This window comes from Pseudoalteromonas sp. Angola-4 (genome assembly GCF_028599265.1).
Lineage (GTDB): Bacteria > Pseudomonadota > Gammaproteobacteria > Enterobacterales > Alteromonadaceae > Pseudoalteromonas > Pseudoalteromonas atlantica.
This window is the reverse complement of the sequence record NZ_JAQREK010000003.1, coordinates 141,860-163,157: the sequence shown is the minus strand read 5'-3', so window position 1 is coordinate 163,157 and position 21,298 is coordinate 141,860. Positions and strand designations below refer to the sequence as shown.

The following is a 21,298-nucleotide window of genomic DNA, read 5'->3' as shown; positions in this document are numbered from 1 at the left end:
CGACATAGGAATGTTATGTATAAAACACTCACATCAGGATTGATAGCGTTTTGCTTTTTAAATTCGCTAAGTGCACACGCGGCGGTTTCGCAACGAGTAAACAAATCATCTTTATCAGAAGTTAACTTACTTTTAAATCAAAGCGTAGGTTTAACTAATCAGGCATCCACCCATTCTTACTTTATTGAGTTAGATACGCCTCAAGCCTTAAATGCAAAACAAACTCGGTCATCAGCTAAAAAGATGCAGCAGTTTTTTGCAGGTGTGCCTATTTGGGGGCAGCAAATACGAGTGCAACCTAGCAATCAACACATAAGTGGTTTTTTTGCGAAAAATATCGATGCTATATCTTTAAATAAAACGGCTAATAATCAGTTTGACGAATTTTCTGCGGTTAAATCTATTTTAGTAAACGCTAAACTTGATGAATCTACCGCTTATCAAGTATTAAACAACAAACGTTATGTTTATATTGATAACGGAGTCGCACATTTTGCTCGCTTAATTGAATTAAATGTATTTGAAAATGGCGTTGAAAAAAAGCCAATAGGTTTAGTAAGTGAATCTGATTACAGTGTATTCAAACAGTGGAATAATATTAAAAGTGCCCAAGGTACAGGCCCTGGCGGTAATACAAAAATAGGGCAGTATGAATACGGCACTGACGTTGAAGCACTGGATGTGACACAGCGTGGTGAGATGTGTTTTTTAGAAAACGAGAAAGTTAAAACTGTCACCATGGAGTCGGGTTTTGAGCCAAGTGAAGCTTACTCTTTTGCCTGTGATAGGAATACTTACAAAGAAGTAAATGGAGCTTACTCCCCGCTAAATGATGCCCATGCATTTGGTACTGCGGTATTTGATATGTATCAACAGTGGTACAACACGGCTCCGCTTACTTTTCAATTATTGATGCGTGTTCACAGTGGTAACAACTGGGAAAATGCAACGTGGAATGGTCAGGCTATGACCTTTGGTGATGGCGCTGATAGGTTTTACCCGTTGGTTTCACTTGATATCGTATCTCATGAGGTAAGCCATGGTTTTACTAGTCAAAACTCTAATTTAATTTATGCAGAACAATCTGGTGGTATAAACGAATCTTTCTCTGATATGGCGGGTGAAACAGCCGAGTATTTTTTACGCGCAGAGACTGATTGGTTATCTGGCGCTGATATTTCAAAAACTAGCCCCGCACTTCGTTATTTTGAAACGCCATCACTAGATGGGCTTTCGATTGACCACGCAAGTGAATATTACTCAGGTATGGATGTTCACTTTAGTAGTGGTGTTTTTAATCGTGCTTTCTTCCTTCTTTCGAACACTGATGGTTGGGACCCTAAAAAAGCGTTCGAGATAATGCTTTTTGCAAATCAAAACTATTGGGTTAACTCTAGTGATTTTATTGATGGTGCCTGTGGTGCTATAAATTCTGCTATTGATTTAAGGTATGAAGCTAACGATGTCATTGCAGCATTTAATGAAGTAGGTGTTACTTGCGATAACATTCAGTTTATAGATGCCGATGGCGACTTAATGGATGATAACTGGGAGCTGTTTTACGGATTAGATCCTAGTAATGGTGATGACGCTGGACTTGATTTAGACCAAGATGGTTTAACAAACCTTGAAGAATACTTAGCGAATACTTTCCCTAATGTAACGGATACCGACTCAGATGATCTATCAGATTATGATGAAGTTAATGTATACCTTACGGAACCTAACAATGCAGACTCTGACTTTGACCGCATGTCTGATGGCTGGGAAGTTTCGTTTTCATTAAACCCATTAAATGCAGATGATGCTCAACTTGATTTAGATTCAGACACCTGGAGTAATGTAATCGAGTTCTTTGGTAACAGTGACCCTTCAGACGCAAGCTCTGAGCCGGTCGTTTTTCCTGAAACAACCTTTGACTTCGATGATGCAGCTGTTCCAGATTTGCTTATTTCGTCAAATTTACAAACGCCTTGGGTAACAACTCAAATTAATGAAGATTCTGGCTTTGTGTTGACTAATAACGACATTACAGACAACCAATCAACCAGTGTTGAGTTTAGCTTTTTAAATAGCGAGCAAGGCTATGTAAACTTTAACTACGCATTAGACACAGAAGTTGGTTATGACTATTTTACTGTTTATATTAATGGTTCAATTGTTTTAGATGAGTCAGGAATAAGCGAGTGGAAGGACGCGTCTTTCCAAGTTCCTGCTGGACTAAATACTGTTAAGTTTACTTATTCTAAAGATTTGTCCGTTTCTACTCCTGCAGATGCTGTATATATAGATAATTTATATATAGGGCCTAACTTTCCTGATGCTGATAATGACGGTATGTCTGATTCTTGGGAATTACAGCATGGTCTTGATATAAATAATAGTGAAGATGCATCACTTGATGCTGACGCGGATGGCTTATCTAACCTTTTAGAGTTTTTAAACGCGGGTTTACCAAATAACCCTGATACAGATGGCGATACTATCCCTGATGGCTGGGAGTACAATAATAGTTTAGATTTAACCAGCTCGTTTGATGCAGCAGAAGATGCAGATAATGATGGATTTTCAAATCTAACCGAGTATTTAGCAAACACTGATCCGCAGTCAGATACTTCTTTCCCTGTTGCTTTAAACCTCACTACCTCTTTTGAAGGCTCTGCACTACCTAGTTGGATGGTTGAAGCCGAAGGTTCTAGTGCTCCTTGGTTTATTACGAATGATTTTGCGACCGACGGTATACAAAGTATTCGCTCAGGCGTTATTAGTCACTCACAGTTTAGCAGCTTCACCGTAACAGGTTTATTTGAAGAGAGTGTATTAGCATTCGATTATAAAATTGAATCAGAGTCTTGCTGCGATTTTTTAAGTATTACTATTGATGGACAACCCGTTTTTGAGCGTAATGACCGAGGTAATTCAAATACCACAGAAGCAACGTCTATTGTGCTTAACCTAAGCGAAGGGCTTCATAATATTGAATTTAAATATTATAAAGACGGTTCTGTCTCATTCGGTGCCGATACTGTATGGCTTGATAACTTTGCTTTATTTTCTCCAACTGATTTAACAGATACTGATAACGATCAACTGCCAGATTACTGGGAATTAGTTAATGGATTAAATCGCCTTGATGCAAGTGATGCTGCATCTGATGCTGATACTGACGGTCTTTCAGCCCTAGAAGAATTTAACCTAGGAACAAATCCAACCTCAGCAGATACAGATGGTGATGAACTAAGTGATGGCTATGAGGTAAGTAATGATCTTTTACCTTTAGATGCTGCAGATGCTAATTTAGATTACGATGAAGATGGTTATACAAATATTCAGGAGTTTTACTCTCAGAGTCTAGCTAACGATGCTTCATCATTAGTGCAATCTTTTACGCAATTAAATGAAAGCTTTGAAGATGGCCTTCTTCCGACTAAGTTTACCGAACTTGCCGTTAACTCTTGGGGTTGGCAAGCTAATACAAGTTGGTCAACTTTGGGCGATGCAAGCCTTAGCTTAGCATTAACGCCTACTAGCAAGGTTGGGGGGTTTGCCATTGCGGGGTTATTTGAAGCCGGTTTTATTAATTTAGACTATTTGGTTTATGGCTCTCCAGCGCTGCAAATAAGCTTAAATGGTAGCCCTATAGATGTAAATCGTGGTAGCCAGTCTCGTTTATTGTTACCGGTAGATGATGGTTTTAACATTATTAAAGTTAAATATGAGGACTTATACCTTCAGCAGCAACCGTTATCAGTTGATAACATTACCTGGTCTGCAGATATAGACCTCACCAGCGACTATGATTCGGACGGTATTCCTGATTTTTGGGAAGTTGAATATGGGCTAAATGCTTTAGAACCCTACGACGCTAATTATGACGCCGACTATGATGGTTTGACTAATTTACAAGAGTATCAACTTTCGGGTAATCCGCTTAGCTCAGATTCAGATGGTGATGGTGTTCAAGACAGTGAAGATAGCCACCCAGATGATGCAAGCCGCGGTGAAAATAGTCCGCCTGAGTTTATATCGAGTCTTGAGCCGGTTACGCTTGAAGCGACTTCACAAATTACTAATATTACCCGTCTATATATTCCAGAGGCTAGAGATAACGGTCATTTAGAGCCTCAAGTATACACAAGCTCAGGGTCTTACTTGCCCCTTGGTGAGCACCAGATTACATGGATTGCACGAGATAATGTTGGTAACGAAACATCGGCGATACAAACAGTCACACTTGTTGATACAACTGCCCCGATTATCCAACCGTATACTTTTAGTGTTTATGGCAGCACGATCACGGCTATAAAAAATGCACTTGTAGATAATCGTGTTATTTACGATAGTGTTTCAGCTATAACGCTTCTGGAAATTGATGATAGCTTTGTATTTAGAACGGGTGATGTATCTATTCCTGTATCTGCTGTTGATGAAGCTGGAAATCATGTATCAGGCGACGTAAGGGCTATGATTTTCCCTGAAATCAGTATTCAGCCTACTACGTATGTGTATCAAAATGGTAATGTGCTTGTAGATGTTTTTATTAGCGGCGCTAACCCATACGGTTACTCTAGCTTTCATTTACAAGCTAATAATAGCACCCAGTATTTTACTACTAATCAGTATGGACCTATTAAGCTTGAGTTAGCGCGAGAATTTGTAGGTAGCGCAGCAAGTATTAGTGTCCTATCTAATGGTAATGCGTTTATAGACAAAAATGATAACAGCCAGCTAGTGTACTTAAGTGAAGCGGCACAGGCGCAGTTTATTACTGATTTTTATCAAAATGGTAAAGCAGTTAATAAAACTATTCAGCGTTCTTTACCTGACTTTAATGCCACCATTAAGTTAGTAAATTTACCTAGTACAGGTAGTGATGTATCACTTGAGCTTATTGGCCCCGCAGGTGTTGATTTTTACATTTATAAAACAGCTGATTCACAGTGGGATGTTTCATTTAGCGCAAATCTTTCTGAGCAAACCAATAATATAGATTTAACTTTACGTGTAAAACAAGGTGATGAACTACTAGCAACTAAGCAAACTAGTTTACGTATTGTTGATAGCGTTATATTTGATGACCCTGAGCTAGATACTGATGGCGACGGTATACCTGATATTGAGGAAGGGGTAGGTGATAGTGATAAAGATGGTATTGCTGATTACCTAGATAGCACTTCTACTACTAATACAGCTATCTTAGCTTCAGGTGATAGTGCTCACAGTATTGATGAGTTTAATCACTTAGCTGTAGGTAGCATTAAAGAGGCTCTCGCAGCGGGTTATATTGCTGATATGTCTATTTCTGAACAAGCACTAAGCACTTATTTCTCAGATTTAGATATAATAGAACCTCACTTCCAAGCTAAAAGTGATGTAATTAACCTTCGTGTTACGTTATCTAATTCATCAAGCACCGCAGAAATTGCACTACCTGAGTATGTAAATGCAATTTTAAGCTCAGACATGCAAGTAAGAGTACTAACCGCTGCTGGTTGGCAGTCGGCCACTGTATTATCAGGTAATGTATATGAGCAAGTGTGTTCACGCTGCTTTAGCTTTGCAGTCGCAGATGGTAGCGCATTCGACCTTGATGGAGAGGTTAATGGGGTTATTGAAGTTGTGGCAAAACTAGCGCAGGAGAGTCTAAATCAGGCGCCAGTATTAGATGTAGATATGCCGGCCACAATAGAAGAGCTTGCTACTATTGAGCTTGATGCTTCTGGCTCTACTGACCCTGATGGAGATACGTTATCTTACGAATGGCGTGTTGAACACTCTCAGTTATCTATTACAGCTGAGGATACTCAAGGTAAAGCGGTACTTACCGTGGGTGAGCTTGAGCAAACGGTTGATGCGGATATTACGTTAGTGGTATCAGATGGCTATGAGCAATTTACGCAAGTATACACCGTTAGCTTTTTACATGTTAATCAGCTTCCAAGTGTAGAATTAAGTACATCTGCGGTTTCGGTTAAAGAAGGTCAGGAAGTTTCAGTGACAGCGTCTGCAACTGATAAAGAATCCTCAGAGCTTTCTTTTAAGTGGGTTCAAACAATGGGTGTAGAAGTGGCGCTAAGCGATGTTGACTCCAGCACACTTAAGTTTACAGCGCCGAGTGTGTCGCAAACTACAGAGCTGGGCTTTAAGCTTATTGTATCTGATGGTGAAGGTGAGATTGAGCAAAGTTTAGCTGTGACTGTCACTAATGCATCTGGCACAAGTAGTGAAAAGGGCAGTGGCGGTGGTTCATTAGCCTTCATTTTGCTGCTTTTAGCATTTTCTGTTGTGTACACAAGAGCGCAGTGCTTTAAGTAACACTTACTAATAAATATATTCTTATATTGATAAAAGCCCCTTGATGTATTCAAGGGGCTTTTTCTTTTATGAACCAAATGTATTTTAAGTAAGTATAGAGTTGAGTGTGTTATGCTATTTTTATTAGTAATGAGTTGGAATTTTAATGAGTTATCGTAAAATTTTATTATGTATGAGCTGTTTATTTCTAAGTAATGTACTTTTTGCTAAAACTGTTACGCCGAGTAATAAAAGCCGTTTTATACCGTTATTAAAAACAATGCTTGGCGATTACCAGGTGGTAACTGCTAACTCCCCACTGTGTGTGGATAGTCAGTTGAGTTTAATTAACCCAGTTTACCCAGACGCGGGTTTTAAATTAGGCGAGCATATTGCGTTTGAAAGTTTACACAACGGCACCCGTACAACTAAAAAGCCAAATTTTTGTTTTGTAACTAGCTCGTATAAATACAAAAGTGATGGTGTTGATAACAGCTTAAAAATGAGCCGCTGTATTGACCCCAATAATGAAAAAACCATCAGACAAAGCATTAAGTTTACCAGTGTTACAACGCTCAAATATACGCAGAATACCCCTGCAGTAGAGTGCACATTTGCAAGGCAGGTTGATTAACTTACTTACAATGAATTTGCGGTATATCGTGCCAGCGCGTTGTGTATTGGGGCGATAAGTAATCTCTGTTCATATGCCAGTCTTGATTTAGTTTGCTGCTGGCTAGGGTGAGTATGCCTTTTCCGTAGCGGTTGTTTATTGTATCAAGACACTGCATTAATTTAGGGTTATCGGCACTTTGGTTAAATAAATCAGTTTGCTGATACTGCACCGAGGTAAGCTCTAAAGCGCCTACACCACATTTATAAAACCGTACACCGGGTTGGTAAATATGAGTAAATACTTCTGATACAGCATTGGCCATTACGCAGGTATCGTTAGTGGGAGTGGCAAATTTATATATAAACGACTTTTTACAATAGCGGTCTTCGTGTTTGCCAGTGGCGGCAAATATATAAAGCTGTTTTGCTAATGAGCGCTGCCCTCGTAGTTTACTGGCAACCGTGGTTACGTGGTTAGTAAGGGCGGTTTTAAGTGCAGTAGGCTCACTGATCCGCTCACCAAAGCTGCGAGTAGAATATATTTCTCGCTTATCTTGGCGTACATCGTCCCATGTTAAGCACGCAATACCATTTAGCTCACTTACGGTACGCTCTACTACCACACTAAACGCGCGGCGCATGGTTTTAGGGTTTTGCTGTGCCAGATCCCACGCGGTATGTATGTTCATTATATTAAGCTTTTTAGCTAGGCGCTTACCTATGCCCCATACATCGGCGCAGCTCATTCTTTGTAAAATGGCTTGGCGGCTTTGCTCGTTATTTATAACGGCCACCCCATCAAACCCGCTTAGCTTTTTAGCTGCATGGTTAGCGGCTTTTGCCAAAGTAGGGGTTGGGCCAAAACCAACACCCACAGGGAGTTTAGTTTCGCGCCAAACGGTACGCCTTATTGTATGCCCGTACTCGTGCCAGTTTTGTATAAGGGGTGTATAGCCATTAAAGTGCAAAAACGATTCATCAATACTGTATATGTATTGTGTGTCGCAAAAGCGGCCAATTACGTTCATCATTTTGGCGCTTAAATCGGCGTACAACTCATAGTTACTCGAACGTACAACCACCTTGTGTTGTTCAAGCAGGTGCTTAACTTTAAAGTAAGGGCCAAATTTAGGAATGTTTAAGCGCCGAGCTATCGGGCATACCGCACATACGCAGCCATCGTTATTAGTTAAAACCACCACAGGTTTAGAGCGAATAGCGGGGTCGAACACTTTTTCGGCACTGGCATAAAATGCAACGGCATCGACTAAGGCGTACATTTTAATAGCTCAGGGCTTGGGCGGTGCATTCTCATCGATAGTGTAACCACTCCCTCTAACTGAAACTCATCAGCTGAGGTTAGTTGTACCGGCTTATGTAAAGGCGATGCAGAGAGTAACCGTGCATTGGTTTTATCTAATAGCTTACACACAAATAAGCCATTTAAGTTAGCAACAATAACATCGCCGTTATCGGCTTGCTCAGCACGGTCTACAAGCAGTAAGTCGCCTTCAAAAATCCCCACCTCTTGCATGGAATTACCCGAGGCAATACCAATAAAGGTGGCGTCGGGGTGCTTTATTAATAGCTCATCAAGAGAAACACCGAGCTCGGCGTATTGCGCCGCGGGCGATTCAAACCCACACACACCGGCTTCTATATAAACGGGAATAACAAACATAACACAACCTAAAACGCATATACTGTATAAGTGTACAGTATATGCGTTTTGTGTAAGTTATGCCAAGAAATGAAAGACAGATCACGCCATGTTTTTGATCATTTGTTGCGCGGTATCTAAAAAGTCTTTGATTTGCTGCGGGTTTAAGTTTTTACACATTTGATCATTTATTTGCTGCTCAGAGGCTAATAACTTATCAAAAAGTGTGTTGCCTTGTTCGGTGAGCGACAAAATAAAGCAGCGTTTGTCGTGCTCACTTGCTTGCTTATTAATAAGGTTTAACGCAATAAGATCTTTAATTAAGCGGGCAATTTGGGCTTTGTCGCGCTGTGTTTTAGTCACAATGTCGTTAGCGGTACAGTTAGATGTACTGGCAATAATGTGTATACAACGCACGTGCATAGCATTAATACCAAGGTCGCCTGCGTTAATAGCCTCGCGTATTGTTACGCGGTAATTTTGCATCAGCTCAAATAGGGTATTTGATAAAAGCGTGTTCATAAGCTCTCTAATGGTTGACAATATCAATTAGTTTGTTATAGTTGATTTTATCAACCAATGGGGCGTTGTGCAATGCTTGCTTTAAAAAGCAGTTAACTATTTTGTTAAACGAGGTGATTTTAAATGGGTAAACAAGTTCGCAAAGCTACGGTACTAAGTACTGAACAAATAACACCGCATTTACAGCGCATTGTTGTAGGCTCAGATGAGTTTTCGGATTTAACGCAAGCGCATATTGGCAGCTATGTAAAAGTGCTTATTCCCCAAAATGGCAAAGTTGATTTTAATTTAAAAACCGCGTGCATGCGCTCTTACACAATAAGAGACGTTGATGATGCAACGGGCGCGTTAACGCTCGACTTTGTAATAAACATGCACCAAGGTCCGGCTACGCAATGGGCTATAACTGCAAAAGTAGGTGACGAGGTTGGCATAGCGGGCCCAGGCCCTAAAAAGCTTGATAATTACCAGCATCCGCATTATGTATTGCTAGGCGATTTAACCTCAGTTAATGCAATAAAAGGGTACATGCAGCAGTTACCCGCCAGCGCAAAAATTGACGCGTTTGTGCATGCCCCTACTGAGCAAGACATTATTGATTTAAACACGCAGCGCGATGTTAATTGGTTAATTACAGATACCCCAGATACCGATATGCTCAGCGCGCTTAACAATTTGCCACACACAAACGAGCCACCTATTGTATTTATGGCATTAGAGGCAGGGTTAGTACGTAAAGCAAAAACCTTACTTACCCAGGATTGTAATATACCGCGCAGTAATATAGTTTCCTCTGGTTATTGGAAAAAAGACGTAGACTCAGAGGGTTATAAAAAAGAGCGCCAGCAAAGCCCTGAGCTTGCATAAATACCTTAGAGCAAAACAGCCTAACGCTATTTTGCTTTTATCCGTTACCTAACTTGAATTGAATAAATAGCAGACCCATTTAAGTGTTTTATGCTGATGATGAAGCCCATTGTTAGCATGCATTTTAAGGAGCTGCTATTTTGTTATCTTCCATTCCCTTTTCGTTATTAGAGCTTGCCCCCATGATCAAAGGGGACAGCGTTTCTCATACGCTCAATAAAACCACTAAATACGCCCAGCGTGCCGACCAATTAGGGTTTAATCGCTTTTGGCTAGCCGAGCATCACAATATGCCCGGTATAATTTGTGCTGCCACCTCAATATTAGTAGGTCACATTGCAGGTAAAACTCAGCGTATACGGGTTGGCTCTGGCGGAATAATGCTGCCGAATCATTCCCCCTTAGTTGTGGCTGAGCAATTTGGTACGTTAGAGAGTTTATACCCTGGACGAATAGATTTAGGCCTTGGCCGCGCTCCAGGTAGTGATCCAGTAACCAGCCGTGCGCTAAATAATGATATGAGCCGCGCAGAAAACTTCCCGGGGGAGGTAACAGAGCTGCAAACATTATTAGGCCCATACAATGGCACACATCCTATACGTGCTATTCCGGGGGAGGACACAAACGTACCGCTTTGGTTATTAGGCTCAAGTTTGTTTAGCGCCCAATTGGCCGCGCAAAAAGGGTTGCCTTATGTATTTGCAGGGCACTTTGCACCGCGTTTTGTACACGATGCCATCGCACTATATAAGCGAGAATTTAAAGCCTCAAATGTACTCGATAAACCCTATGTAATGCTTGCCTTACCGCTGGTAGCAGCAGAAACCGATGAAGAAGCGCAGTACCTATCTACCACCTCAAAGCAACGCGTGCTTGAATTAATACGCGGCAAAGAGCTATGGCTAAAGCCACCGGTAGAGAGTATGGAAGGTTTATGGAGTGAGCAAGAGCGCGCCCACGTAGAAAACTTTTTAAGCTTAAGCGTTGTTGGCGGGCATGTGAGTATAAAACATAAATTACAAATGATAGCGAAAGAGCTAGAAGTGAATGAGTTTATATTTACCAACGATGTTTACGACAGCGAAAAACGCCACCGAGCTCTAGAAATTTTAATGGAAATAAAGCATTAATTAAAAAAGGAAGTGTTTAGTTAAGCAAGCGTACACACAAGCCTTGCTACTATGTAGACATCATTAAAAGTGAATACAAACTTATTAACTTTAAGTGATGTCTGAACAAACACTTTCGATAATTAAACATACTTAGGTTGCCAAGGATAAGGCCCATTTTGCATTATTTATCGTTCTGTTTTTTCAATCAAACTGATTTAAACAATCAATTTTAAGACATCACTTTTATTTTTTATAATGTAGTTATTAACCAAACATCATTAAATTAAAGGAAGGTACACCGTGAACGCTCTAACAACCGCATCGGCTAATTCAGTTACTCATACAGCGCAGCCAAAAGTTGCTCTGATAGCTGAAGGTGGCGGACAACGAGGGATATTCACAGCCGGTGTATTAGATGCATGGTTAGAGCAAAACTACGACCCATTTGATTTATTTATTGGCACCTCTGCCGGCTCGCAAAATTTAACAAGCTATTTAGCACGTCAAAAAGGTTACGCTAAACGCTTAATTAGAGGGCTTTCGCGTAACAAACGCTTTTTTCAATTAGGGCGTGGTTTAATGGGCAAGCACATTGTTGATTTAGACTGGTACTTTGAAAAAACCACCGAAGTAAACAGAGCTCTTGATTTTAAAACAGCAAAAACCAGCTTAGGCGAGCGAGAGCTGCTTATAACGGCAACCAATGCACGCGACAGAAAAGCCTATTACCTTTCACCTACAGGCGAGGGTAAGCAATGGCGCGATTTGTTAAAAGCATCGAGCGCGTTACCTTTTTTGTATAAACAAGGCGTTAAACTTACTCCTTGGTTAGGTACAAAAGCGGCAAACGAAGCACATTTAGCTGCAGAGCAATCGAGTGAAGATTTTTATTTAGATGGCGGCTTAGCTGCGCCACTGCCTGTACGCGAAGCTTATAACCGTGGCGCACGAAAAATCGTGGTAATTAGAACCGTTGATGAGCATTTTCAGGCGCAAACTGCATGGGTTCAAAAGCTTAGAACATTTGCATGTGCATCAGGCTACTGCCCAAAAACACTTGATTACTTGATTCAACACGAGCAAGCATACCTAGACGAGCTAACGTTTATTGCCAACCCGCCTAGTGATGTAGAAATTATACAAATTTTTGCAGACGAAAAGCTACACAGTAAATTATTAGGTAGCTCGAATGATGATTTACGCTTTGATCATAAGCTAGGTGTAAAAGCAGGCCGCGCTTATTTAAAAAGCCAAAACGCACGTATAGTAGATTACGCACACAGCTACGCTATGTAGCTGTATATTAACGCTTAAACTTAAATTACCACTTAAGTTTAAGCGTTGGTAAAGTGCCGTGGCAAAATTAAAGCTCTGCTTTTTTTAAACTTATCGATGGCTTTTTATTGCTAATTACCGCGCCTAATAAAATAAGCGCTAAAGCAATAAATACTGACCAACTAAAAGGAGCCTGCGAAGCGAGTATTAAAATAAAAGTAGAAAGCACTGGCGTTAAAAAACTTAACGAGGCTAATAGCGAGCGGTTACCAAATTTTAAACCATAATCCCATAAATAAAATGCACCTCCCACTGGGCCTAACCCTAATAAAATAGCGCCTAGCCATTGTGAAACAGACAAACTAGTAACGGTTGTTTCAAAATAAAAATGTGCACAAAGGGCAAGCACAGCTACAATAAGCGAAAGCCAGCCTATGTCATCTACTTGGCTATTAAATTGCGACATTAAATAAGAATAACTAGACCACAATACTGCGCAGCATCCTGCAAAAAAATACCCTAAGTAATACTCACTATTGATAGATAACCCACTGCCATCGGTAATTAAACTAAGCGTGCCTAAAAACCCCAGTAATCCGCCCAATATTGCTTTAAATTTAGACCCAGGGGTAGCCACAAATACACCCAGTAATAATGGCCAAAGGTACACAATTAAACTTACCTCTATTAAAGGGCCGTATTTTAAAGCCATAAAATAACAAAAGTGAAAACCAAATAAGCCAGTCACACCTATTATCATTTGTTTTTTAGAAAGCTTTGGAGGGGTTAATAATGGCTGTTTTGTAGCAAAACGTTTTACTAATAAAATAATAAAAGAAAGTGCAAAGCACATAAAAAGTAACTGAAAAGCCGGGAGTGCTTTGGTTAAATTACCTAGTAATGCTAAAAGCCCCCACGAAAATATTGCTAAAAACCCTATGTGTGTTGCCATTAATTACCCTCCGTAAATACTAGGTACTGAGTGTATCAATATAGGTTTTTAAAAATGTGCTAAAAAGACGGTGTTATTGTTTGCTCTGACGCTATTTAACCTACGCTCTGCTTGAGCTTGCTTTATTATCTCGTGTTTAGGTTATCTATATTACTGCTTTGCAAACGCTTTAGGAGGCTGCCCAAAATATAAATTAAACCGGCGGCTAAACGCAGAGGCATCGTTATAACCAATGCGCTCGCCTACTAAAGCAATCGGTAAATCTGAATGGGTTAAAAGAGCGCGCGCGTGCTGCATTCGCAACATAGTTAAATATTGCAGCGCACTCATAGTGGTACTTTTTTTAAACACAGTTTTAAATTGTGTAACGCTTAAACAGGCTATATCGGCCAGCTCTTTTAACGTGTAGGGGTAGGCTAAATTTTGCTTAACAGTGGTTATTACATTATCTATTCGTTTATCAGTATTACTGTGGCTGCTTTGCTCACAAAGTAATAAGTAAAATAAATCAAAAGTTGAATTAGTAAGCTTTTCACCGCTAACAACGAGCAGTTGCTGCTCTATAAACTGTAAGTAACTTAATAAACGGCCATCTATTGAGATTTTAGGGCATAAAAGGTTAATAAGGTTTTCAGGGAGCGCGTCTAAATCTGCCACAATAAAACGCGCGGCTTCATCGGCCGTAAAGGCATGCACTACGTTTTTCTCTATAACGATACAACTGCCCGTACTCACCGTTGTTTTAAAGTCATTATTTAACGTTATAAAAATTTCCCCGTGTAGGGGTAAAACGAGTTGATGGTAATTGTGCTGGTGGCGCTTTATATCTTGCGAATAATACCGAATAGAAAGCTTATTCATTGCCTACTCCAATACCTAATACATAAACCGAGTATTGCCTAACATACTTTAAGTAAAACATGGCGTTGATTAAACCTAAGTAGATGACAATAATATACTGGTTTCGCTATTTAAAATGCCTTCTATTTCGCGTACTTGCCTGAGTACGCCATCAAACTCACTTAAATTTGCCGCCTGTATTTCAGCCACTAGATCCCAAGCGCCGTTGGTTGTATGTAACTTTGTTAGCTCAGGTATGCCGCGCATGGTTTTAATTACCTGCGATGTAGATTTACCCACCACTTCCACCATCATTATTGCTCTTACAGCTTCGGTTTCTATGTGTTCGTGTACACGCACCGTAAAGCCTAATATAGCGCCCGATGAGACTAAACGGTCTAAGCGGTTTTGCACTGTCCCGCGCGACACTTTTAAAACATCGGCTAGGGCTGAAATAGAAGCGCGGCCATCTTTTCGTAATTCGGCTATTAATGCGTTATCTAATGAGTCGTAAATGTAAGGGGTCATAAAACGCCTTGGGTTATGTGTTTATTACAAATTACTAAATTTGTACTTTAATGCATAGCAATTTGCTAAAAAATAATATTATTTGTATAAACTTTTGGCATTTTAAGTAACACCTCTGGCCTATAAACTTATTTCAATTAATTTATTTAGTCATTAAAGAGGTATTTATGAGTCATTTTATCGCACAACCTAAACAAGGTGTTCCATTTGTTAGCGTACAGGCAATGGCCAAACTTATAAATAAAGTCGGAATAGAAAACGTATTGCTTGAGCTTACCCATAGATTAGAACACGACTTTGCTCGCTGGGACGAATTTGATAAATCGCCACGTTATGCAGCGCACTCTCCTGATGGCGTAATAGAGCTTATGCCCGTAAGCGACGGTAAAATGTTTAGCTGTAAATATGTAAATGGTCATCCAAAAAACACCTTTAAGGAACTTCAAACCGTGGCCGCGTTTGGTATTTTGTCGGATGTTGATAGCGGTTATCCGGTCATGATCAGCGAAATGTGCTTACTAACAGCCTTACGTACAGCGGCTACATCGGCGCTTGTGGCAAAGTATTTAGCGCCTAAGCACTCAACAACGCTTACATTAATTGGTAATGGTGCACAGTCTGAGTTTCAGGCATTGGCTTTTAAAGCCGTATTAGGCATTACTCACATTCGTTTATACGATATTGATAAAAATGCCTCACAAAAAGCCTACAACAACTTAAGTGGTTACGGCTTAAATGTAACTCTATGCAATAGCGCAGAAGAAGCCGTACAAGGCGCGCACATTATTACCACCTGCACAGCCGATAAAAAAAATGCCACTATTTTAACCAGCGATATGATCCCCCAGGGCGTGCATTTAAATGCCATTGGTGGGGATTGCCCTGGTAAAACAGAGCTTGATTCACAATTATTAACGCGCGCAAATGTGTTTGTAGAGTACGAACCGCAAACCAGAATAGAGGGCGAAATACAGCAAATGAGCAAAACCTTTGCCGTAACAGAGTTTCATAAAGTAATTAATAAACAAACACCTGGGCGTACAAGTAACAACGAGCTTACTATTTTTGATGGGGTAGGCTTTGCAAGCGAAGACTTTACCGCGCTGGTGTATATTAAAGACGCGCTGGTGGCTGCGGGTGAGTTTGAACTACTTGATTTAATTACACAACAAGCCGATCCACGTAATTTATTTTCGGTACTTAATAGTACACAACCATCAAAAACACCTAAGCAAGAGCAAGTCGCATGAGCCACATAAAGCAAGCACCAACAGCGGTGGTGATGGTGCGCCCGCATCACTTTACATCTAACCCACAAACCATGTTAGACAACACGTTTCAAAGTACTTGTAACTCACAAAATCAGAGTCAGCTTGCCTTTGACGAAGTCACTAATGCGGTTAAATTATTACAAAACGAGGGCGTAACGGTTCATCTTTTTGAAGACGAACATACACACACGCCCGATTCTGTGTTTCCAAATAATTGGTTTTCTACCCATCAAAGTGGCGAACTAGTTATGTACCCAATGTACGCAGAAAACAGAAGGTTAGAATATCGAAAAGATATTATTGATTTTTTGACTAATCACTATAAAGTGTTGTCTGTGACTGATTATTCATTTTTAGCGAAAGAAAATGCATTTTTAGAAGGCACAGGATCGCTTGTTATTGACCACCCGCATAAGCTTGCTTATGCAGTAGAATCTAAGCGCACTACTAAAACCGTGGTTAATACAGTGTGCGAGCAATTAAAGCTAAAACCTGTTGTATTTAACGCCTACGATGAGCAAGGCACTGCGGTTTATCATACTAATGTATTAATGTGTGTAGCCACAGAGTTTGCCATGATCAGCTTAAATATGGTGCCAAATAGTCAGCACAAACAATTAACTAGCCATTTTATACAAAGCCATTTAGAAGTAATAAACTTATCTAATGAGCAAATAAGTAGCTTTTGCGGCAACGCAATAGAGTTACAAGGTACAAATGGTCGTATTTTAGCACTCTCACAAACGGCGTTTAATGCACTTACAACCGAGCAAAAAGCAGCAATACAAAAAACAGCTAAACTTGTTCCGTTACCTATACCAACCATAGAGTCGGCGGGAGGTTCGGTTAGATGCATGATTGCTGGCATACACCTGCAAAGTAAATAACCTACCACTAAGTCAACATCCTAAGGCAGCTTAGCTGCCTTAATCTATGGCTAACATGCATTATTAAATGCCAATTACTCAACTACGCGCTGAGTAAAAACATAATAAATACAAAAGGATTAGCCCATGTTCGATACCGTAGTAAAAAGTGTAAATGGCCTATTATGGGGAGAAGGCCAAATACTAATCTACATACTACTGTTTGCAGGTATTTGGTTTTCGGTACGTTTAAAAGCAATTCAAATAGTAAAATTTAAACACATGTTTAGCCTGTTAAAAGGCAGTAGCAAGTGTAAAAAAGACGACATTTCATCATTTCAAGCATTGTGTACTGGCTTGTGTGCCCGTGTAGGTACAGGTAACTTAGCTGGGGTCGCTGTTGCAATTTCGCTAGGCGGAAGCGGCGCCATATTTTGGATGTGGGTTATAGCCATACTAGGCATGGCAACCGGCTTTGCCGAAAGTGTATTAGGGCAAGTGTATAAAGTACGCGATAGTAGTGGCGAATTTAGAGGCGGCCCCGCCTATTATATTCAACAAGGTTTGGGCAGCCGTGCCTTTGCTATTGTGTTTGCCGCGTGTTTATTTTTAGGTTATGGCTTTACTTTTAGTGCTATGCAAACCAATACCATAACCGACGCCCTTAACTATGCTTTTCAAGTACCTACCTTTTATTCTGGATTAGTTATTACCGTATTAGCAGGCTCAATTATATTAGGTGGCTTTAAAGCCATTGCCCGCTTTGCCGAGCGAGTAGTGCCACTAATGGGCATATTATTTGTAGCCGCGGCGGTTATTATTACGATTATGAATTTACCGCAAGTGCCTGCCATGCTTAAAGATGTGTTTTTATCTGCCTTTGGTTTACAAGAAGCCGGCGCAGGAGCAATGGGCGCTGCCATTAAAAACGGTATACAACGCGGATTATATTCTAACGAAGCCGGCGCAGGTAGTGTGCCGCATGCTGCAGCAAGCGCTAGCCCAATGCCTAATCACCCAGTTACACAAGGGTATATACAAATGCTTGGCGTGTTTTTCGATACAATTGTACTTTGTAGCTGTACCGCGGTAGTTATTTTATTAGCCGATGTAGATATAAGCGGCGAAATGGAAGGCATACGTTTAACCCAAAGCGCCATGACCGCACATTTAGCACAAGGCGGTGTGTATTTTGTTGCAGCAGCCATAACCTTATTTGCTTTTACCTCGGTGGTGGCAAACTATGCTTATGCCGAAAGTAACCTGCATTTATTTAAGCTCGATAACAAAGTAGGGCGCACAATTTATACATTACTTTATTTATCAATGATGCTGTGGGGCGCATCTGCGTCTCTAAAAGAAGTCTGGGATTTAGCTGATATAGCATTAGGGTTAATGACAGTGGTTAACGTAATCGCTATTATATTGCTCACGCCAACTATTTTGTCTGTTAATAGCGACTACAACACACAAAGAGAAAAAGGCATAGAGCCCGAATTTAAAGTAAAAGACGTTAAAGTACAGGGTAAATGCGAAAGCGGCATTTGGGGTTGATTCCCGTATTTTAAGCAATTTTAACGATAAAAAGCGGTTTTATGGCAACATAAAACCGCTTTTTAATTTTGCATAATTATTCAAATTTAGATTGTGTGAACAGCACTAAAATATAAGAATAACAAGGTAAATTGATTTAATGATCAACATTCACGCAGGTAAAACAGCAGCAAAAATTATTAACGAGCAGGGCTTTAAACCCGAGTTATTTACTTCTTTTTTAGGGGCAAGTGGCGGGCCTAAATGGTTTACATTATTTGGCTTAGACAAATATATTTTTGGTGAATTTTTTAAAAACCGAACCCAACCACTTAACTTAATTGGTTCTTCTGCTGGCGCATTTCGATCAGCCTGTTTTGCACAAAACGACCCCGTTGCTGCCATTGAGCGTTTAGCAAAATCGTATTCGCAAACGCGCTATTCTAGTAATAAACCAACACCTGCTGAAATTACACTAAAAGCCCGCGCATTATTAGATGATGTATTTGGTGAGCACGGCGTAACCGAAATTTTAAATAACCCTATTTTTAAAGCGCATTTTATAGTGGCTAAATCGAATGGCTTTATTGCCAGTGAAAATAAATTAATACAGCTTTTAGGTTTATCAAAAAGCTATATGCTTAATCGGGTTAACCGAAAATTATTAGGCTCGCAATACGAGCGATTTATTTTTGGCGCACCCAACAGCAATTTATCAATAACCGACAGTTATAATTTTAAAACCCAAAACATACCACTTAGCCAAACAAATTTAAAAGATGCCTTACTTGCATCAGGCTCTATACCCCTTGTTATGCAAGGCATAAAAAATATTGCAGGCTCGCCACCCGGTATTTATCGCGATGGCGGAATAATTGACTACCACTTTGATTTAAAAATTAATAACCCAGGCTTAATTTTATATCCGCATTTTAATAGCGAGCCAAAAGCAGGGTGGTTTGATAAAAATTTAAAACGTAAAGTAGCAGCACAAAATTACGATAACGTGGTGATGATCACCCCATCAAAAGAATTTATAGCCGGTTTACCTTACGGAAAAATTCCAGACAGAAACGACTTTACAGATCTTGATGCAGACACACGTATTAAATATTGGAATACCGTTTTCAGTGAAACTGAAAAGTTGGCTGAAGCGTTTGATAACAAGCTAAATAAAGGCAATATTAGGTAATAGTTAAACCATAACATTCTCTTTCAGAATTATATATCCTATTAAAACATTGATAAGCGACACATTGATTATAATTTTTCAGTATATTCAAATCATTATGGATTGGACTATATATCACAGTCTTTTTCATACGCTTATGAACATCAATAATGTCTTTCGAGGTTAAAATATCTATGTCTGAAAAAATATAGCGAATAAAGCTATTTGAACTTAAGTTGAAATCAAAATTTATTGATTTTTTATTAGCAATAGGCTCACTAAAGCCTCGATCAGATAAGGCACAAGTCTTTTCTGAATAAGTGTAAACATAAACGAATAAAAAGTTATTTTTACTTTCGAACAAGTCTTTAACAACATCTTCAATTAAAACTCTGCCAGAATTATTAACAGGGTTTAGTAAAAGAAAAATGATTGAAAGCCAATCCTGATATTCTTTATTAGTTATGCTATATAAATTACAGATATATGTTGAATGAGGTTGGTTACCGGTAAGTATTTTTTGAAACTTTGAATTTTCTACTGGGTCTAGAGGTTGAAGGTATTTTAAATCAGAAAAAGTATTAAGAACTTTTTTGATTGAATGTGGGTTTCTTATGAAGTTTAAAAATTTGGTAAAAAATATGTTAGTAATTTCTATAGAGACGTTTCTATTACCCTCAGATATCTTTTTAAGTAATGAATTTGTATTTTGCAGTATCTCTGATTCGTATTTATAAAATAAAGATTCGAAATTGTACCTAAGAGAATTATCCAAAATATCAAAGCTGAAAATATCTATATCTTTTAAGTTGTTGCTTATCTTTATACCTTTTTTATTCCCTAGAGAAAGCTCATAATTATTTCTATCTTTAATACTAAAACTGTAAATTTTCATATTTGAATTATTACAAGCATTAGGGTTAATAGCATTTAACTTTTGCTCAGCTTGAGATATAAAGTGATGCTTTTTACTTTTATCAATTAGAGTCATATGGCTACAGGAGTTAGAAGGCGATTTAATTAGTATTATATTATAGGAATTGAGAAAGAAGTCTATGTTAAGTAACAACCCATAAATTACGTTATGTTAAATTAACTGGTTTATAAGAAAGCGAGCGTGATTATACAAACCAGCCCGCTTTTAGGAGAGTAATTAGGTGTTAATTTAGCTCAGAATCTACCCAAAATTTAGTGCCTTTTAGTACTGCTTGAAGTGCAAGGCCATTTTCGGTTAAAGAATATACGGTAACTTGGTCGGCAATGGCTTCTGCAACCAGTGCTCCACCTTTATCTTCGTATTTTGCTGCTGCATCTGCATTTCCGCCAAAGGCCCAACCGTGTTCAATAAATCTATTTACTGCCGCTTGGTTATGAAAAACCATAACAACGTTAAAATCTTTAACGCCTAAACCAAGCCCTAAACCGGCTTCACCCATATTCATGTAGGTTGATTTACCCGTTAAGTTATTTTTTACTACACCGTACCCGCCACCAAAACTAGCTAAAACTACATTTACGTTTGCGTTATCAAATACGGCGTAACCGGCAGAATTGGCAATTTGTTTTCTAACATCGGGTTTTTGTGCGTATAATTTGTCGAGGGTATTGTTTTTCATGCTTTGTACTAAAGCACGTTTTTCGCTAGGTGAAGCACTACCTGTAGTAGCACAACCTGTTAGTAATACACTTATTGTAACTAGGCCTAACACTATAAATTTTTTCATATAACTTTCCTTAATAAGATTTATACCAATACACAACTATGTATAAATAAATATACTTTCACTATGTC

Annotated in this window: 17 protein-coding genes; 9 read left to right on the top strand and 8 right to left on the bottom strand. The window is 39.3% G+C overall.

Annotation, left to right across the window (positions count from 1 at the left end):
• Nucleotides 1–15: 15 nt before the first annotated feature.
• Nucleotides 16–6,315: a M4 family metallopeptidase gene (locus PSH48_RS05460; RefSeq protein ID WP_273611073.1), complete on the top strand. Its 6,300-nt coding sequence runs from the start codon at nt 16–18 to the stop codon at nt 6,313–6,315.
• 145 nt (nt 6,316–6,460) lie between these two features.
• Entirely contained in the window at nt 6,461–6,928 is a 468-nt protein-coding gene (locus PSH48_RS05455) for a hypothetical protein (RefSeq protein WP_004586329.1), read from the top strand.
• 1 nt (nt 6,929) lies between these two features.
• Here PSH48_RS05455 and PSH48_RS05450 read toward each other — a convergent pair whose 3' ends face one another.
• The 3 genes from PSH48_RS05450 to PSH48_RS05440 all read right to left on the bottom strand — a co-directional run bounded on the left by PSH48_RS05450 (nt 6,930) and on the right by PSH48_RS05440 (nt 9,091).
• Nucleotides 6,930–8,189, bottom strand: a complete 1,260-nt coding sequence (locus PSH48_RS05450; RefSeq protein ID WP_273611072.1) for a Y-family DNA polymerase — start codon at nt 8,187–8,189, stop codon at nt 6,930–6,932.
• Nucleotides 8,177–8,590, bottom strand: a complete 414-nt coding sequence (locus PSH48_RS05445; protein ID WP_055254194.1) for a S24 family peptidase — start codon at nt 8,588–8,590, stop codon at nt 8,177–8,179. Before PSH48_RS05445 ends, PSH48_RS05450 begins: the two co-directional genes overlap by 13 nt.
• Nucleotides 8,591–8,671: 81 nt before the next feature.
• Nucleotides 8,672–9,091, bottom strand: coding sequence for a MarR family winged helix-turn-helix transcriptional regulator (locus PSH48_RS05440; protein ID WP_004586326.1), 420 nt, complete (start codon nt 9,089–9,091; stop codon nt 8,672–8,674).
• 123 nt (nt 9,092–9,214) lie between these two features.
• Here PSH48_RS05440 and PSH48_RS05435 point away from each other — a divergent pair, with 123 nt between their 5' ends.
• The 3 genes from PSH48_RS05435 (at nt 9,215) to PSH48_RS05425 (ending at nt 12,366) form a co-directional block, all read left to right on the top strand.
• Nucleotides 9,215–9,958 (top strand): siderophore-interacting protein, encoded by a 744-nt coding sequence (locus PSH48_RS05435; protein WP_273611071.1) that lies wholly within the window; start codon nt 9,215–9,217, stop codon nt 9,956–9,958.
• A 140-nt stretch (nt 9,959–10,098) separates the two neighbouring features.
• Nucleotides 10,099–11,088, top strand: coding sequence for an LLM class flavin-dependent oxidoreductase (locus PSH48_RS05430; protein ID WP_264389924.1), 990 nt, complete (start codon nt 10,099–10,101; stop codon nt 11,086–11,088).
• A gap of 282 nt (nt 11,089–11,370) precedes the next feature.
• Nucleotides 11,371–12,366, top strand: coding sequence for a patatin-like phospholipase family protein (locus PSH48_RS05425; protein WP_029772994.1), 996 nt, complete (start codon nt 11,371–11,373; stop codon nt 12,364–12,366).
• A gap of 67 nt (nt 12,367–12,433) precedes the next feature.
• Here PSH48_RS05425 and PSH48_RS05420 read toward each other — a convergent pair whose 3' ends face one another.
• The 3 genes from PSH48_RS05420 to PSH48_RS05410 form a co-directional block, all read right to left on the bottom strand.
• Nucleotides 12,434–13,297 carry a DMT family transporter gene (locus tag PSH48_RS05420; RefSeq protein WP_273611070.1) on the bottom strand — a complete coding sequence of 288 codons (864 nt, stop codon included), beginning with the start codon at nt 13,295–13,297 and terminating at the stop codon, nt 12,434–12,436.
• Between the two features lie 150 nt (nt 13,298–13,447).
• Entirely contained in the window at nt 13,448–14,158 is a 711-nt protein-coding gene (locus tag PSH48_RS05415) for an AraC family transcriptional regulator (RefSeq protein WP_273611069.1), read from the bottom strand.
• A gap of 75 nt (nt 14,159–14,233) precedes the next feature.
• Complete coding sequence (locus PSH48_RS05410; protein WP_055254207.1) at nt 14,234–14,665, bottom strand: Lrp/AsnC family transcriptional regulator; 432 nt, start codon at nt 14,663–14,665, stop codon at nt 14,234–14,236.
• A 167-nt stretch (nt 14,666–14,832) separates the two neighbouring features.
• Here PSH48_RS05410 and PSH48_RS05405 point away from each other — a divergent pair, with 167 nt between their 5' ends.
• The 4 genes from PSH48_RS05405 to PSH48_RS05390 all read left to right on the top strand — a co-directional run bounded on the left by PSH48_RS05405 (nt 14,833) and on the right by PSH48_RS05390 (nt 19,527).
• Nucleotides 14,833–15,915, top strand: coding sequence for an ornithine cyclodeaminase (locus tag PSH48_RS05405; protein ID WP_273611068.1), 1,083 nt, complete (start codon nt 14,833–14,835; stop codon nt 15,913–15,915).
• On the top strand, nt 15,912–16,823 hold the full coding sequence (gene ctlX / locus PSH48_RS05400) for a citrulline utilization hydrolase CtlX (protein WP_004586318.1): 912 nt from the start codon (nt 15,912–15,914) through the stop codon (nt 16,821–16,823). The genes PSH48_RS05405 and ctlX overlap by 4 nt, the downstream gene beginning before the upstream one ends.
• A gap of 126 nt (nt 16,824–16,949) precedes the next feature.
• Entirely contained in the window at nt 16,950–18,356 is a 1,407-nt protein-coding gene (locus PSH48_RS05395; RefSeq protein WP_273611067.1) for an alanine/glycine:cation symporter family protein, read from the top strand.
• Nucleotides 18,357–18,495: 139 nt separating this feature from the next.
• Complete coding sequence (locus tag PSH48_RS05390; protein ID WP_273611066.1) at nt 18,496–19,527, top strand: patatin-like phospholipase family protein; 1,032 nt, start codon at nt 18,496–18,498, stop codon at nt 19,525–19,527.
• Here the strand turns inward: PSH48_RS05390 and PSH48_RS05385 are convergent.
• Both PSH48_RS05385 and PSH48_RS05380 read right to left on the bottom strand, forming a co-directional pair.
• Nucleotides 19,520–20,497, bottom strand: coding sequence for a hypothetical protein (locus PSH48_RS05385; protein WP_273611065.1), 978 nt, complete (start codon nt 20,495–20,497; stop codon nt 19,520–19,522). The two genes, PSH48_RS05390 and PSH48_RS05385, sit on opposite strands and share 8 nt — an antisense overlap.
• A 169-nt stretch (nt 20,498–20,666) precedes the next feature.
• Nucleotides 20,667–21,230, bottom strand: a complete 564-nt coding sequence (locus PSH48_RS05380; RefSeq protein WP_273611064.1) for a YSC84-related protein — start codon at nt 21,228–21,230, stop codon at nt 20,667–20,669.
• Between the last annotated feature and the right edge of the window lie 68 nt (nt 21,231–21,298).

Excerpts from the sequence above, each read along its gene's own strand:
- PSH48_RS05460 (WP_273611073.1), top strand. The coding sequence starts at position 16 with ATGTATAAAACACTCACATCAGGATTGATAGCGTTTTGCTTTTTAAAT.
- PSH48_RS05455 (WP_004586329.1), top strand. The coding sequence starts at position 6,461 with ATGAGTTATCGTAAAATTTTATTATGTATGAGCTGTTTATTTCTAAGT.
- PSH48_RS05450 (WP_273611072.1), bottom strand. The coding sequence starts at position 8,189 with ATGTACGCCTTAGTCGATGCCGTTGCATTTTATGCCAGTGCCGAAAAA.
- PSH48_RS05445 (WP_055254194.1), bottom strand. The coding sequence starts at position 8,590 with ATGTTTGTTATTCCCGTTTATATAGAAGCCGGTGTGTGTGGGTTTGAA.
- PSH48_RS05440 (WP_004586326.1), bottom strand. The coding sequence starts at position 9,091 with ATGAACACGCTTTTATCAAATACCCTATTTGAGCTGATGCAAAATTAC.
- PSH48_RS05435 (WP_273611071.1), top strand. The coding sequence starts at position 9,215 with ATGGGTAAACAAGTTCGCAAAGCTACGGTACTAAGTACTGAACAAATA.
- PSH48_RS05420 (WP_273611070.1), bottom strand. The coding sequence starts at position 13,297 with ATGGCAACACACATAGGGTTTTTAGCAATATTTTCGTGGGGGCTTTTA.
- PSH48_RS05415 (WP_273611069.1), bottom strand. The coding sequence starts at position 14,158 with ATGAATAAGCTTTCTATTCGGTATTATTCGCAAGATATAAAGCGCCAC.
- PSH48_RS05410 (WP_055254207.1), bottom strand. The coding sequence starts at position 14,665 with ATGACCCCTTACATTTACGACTCATTAGATAACGCATTAATAGCCGAA.
- PSH48_RS05405 (WP_273611068.1), top strand. The coding sequence starts at position 14,833 with ATGAGTCATTTTATCGCACAACCTAAACAAGGTGTTCCATTTGTTAGC.
- ctlX (WP_004586318.1), top strand. The coding sequence starts at position 15,912 with ATGAGCCACATAAAGCAAGCACCAACAGCGGTGGTGATGGTGCGCCCG.
- PSH48_RS05395 (WP_273611067.1), top strand. The coding sequence starts at position 16,950 with ATGTTCGATACCGTAGTAAAAAGTGTAAATGGCCTATTATGGGGAGAA.
- PSH48_RS05390 (WP_273611066.1), top strand. The coding sequence starts at position 18,496 with ATGATCAACATTCACGCAGGTAAAACAGCAGCAAAAATTATTAACGAG.
- PSH48_RS05385 (WP_273611065.1), bottom strand. The coding sequence starts at position 20,497 with ATGACTCTAATTGATAAAAGTAAAAAGCATCACTTTATATCTCAAGCT.
- PSH48_RS05380 (WP_273611064.1), bottom strand. The coding sequence starts at position 21,230 with ATGAAAAAATTTATAGTGTTAGGCCTAGTTACAATAAGTGTATTACTA.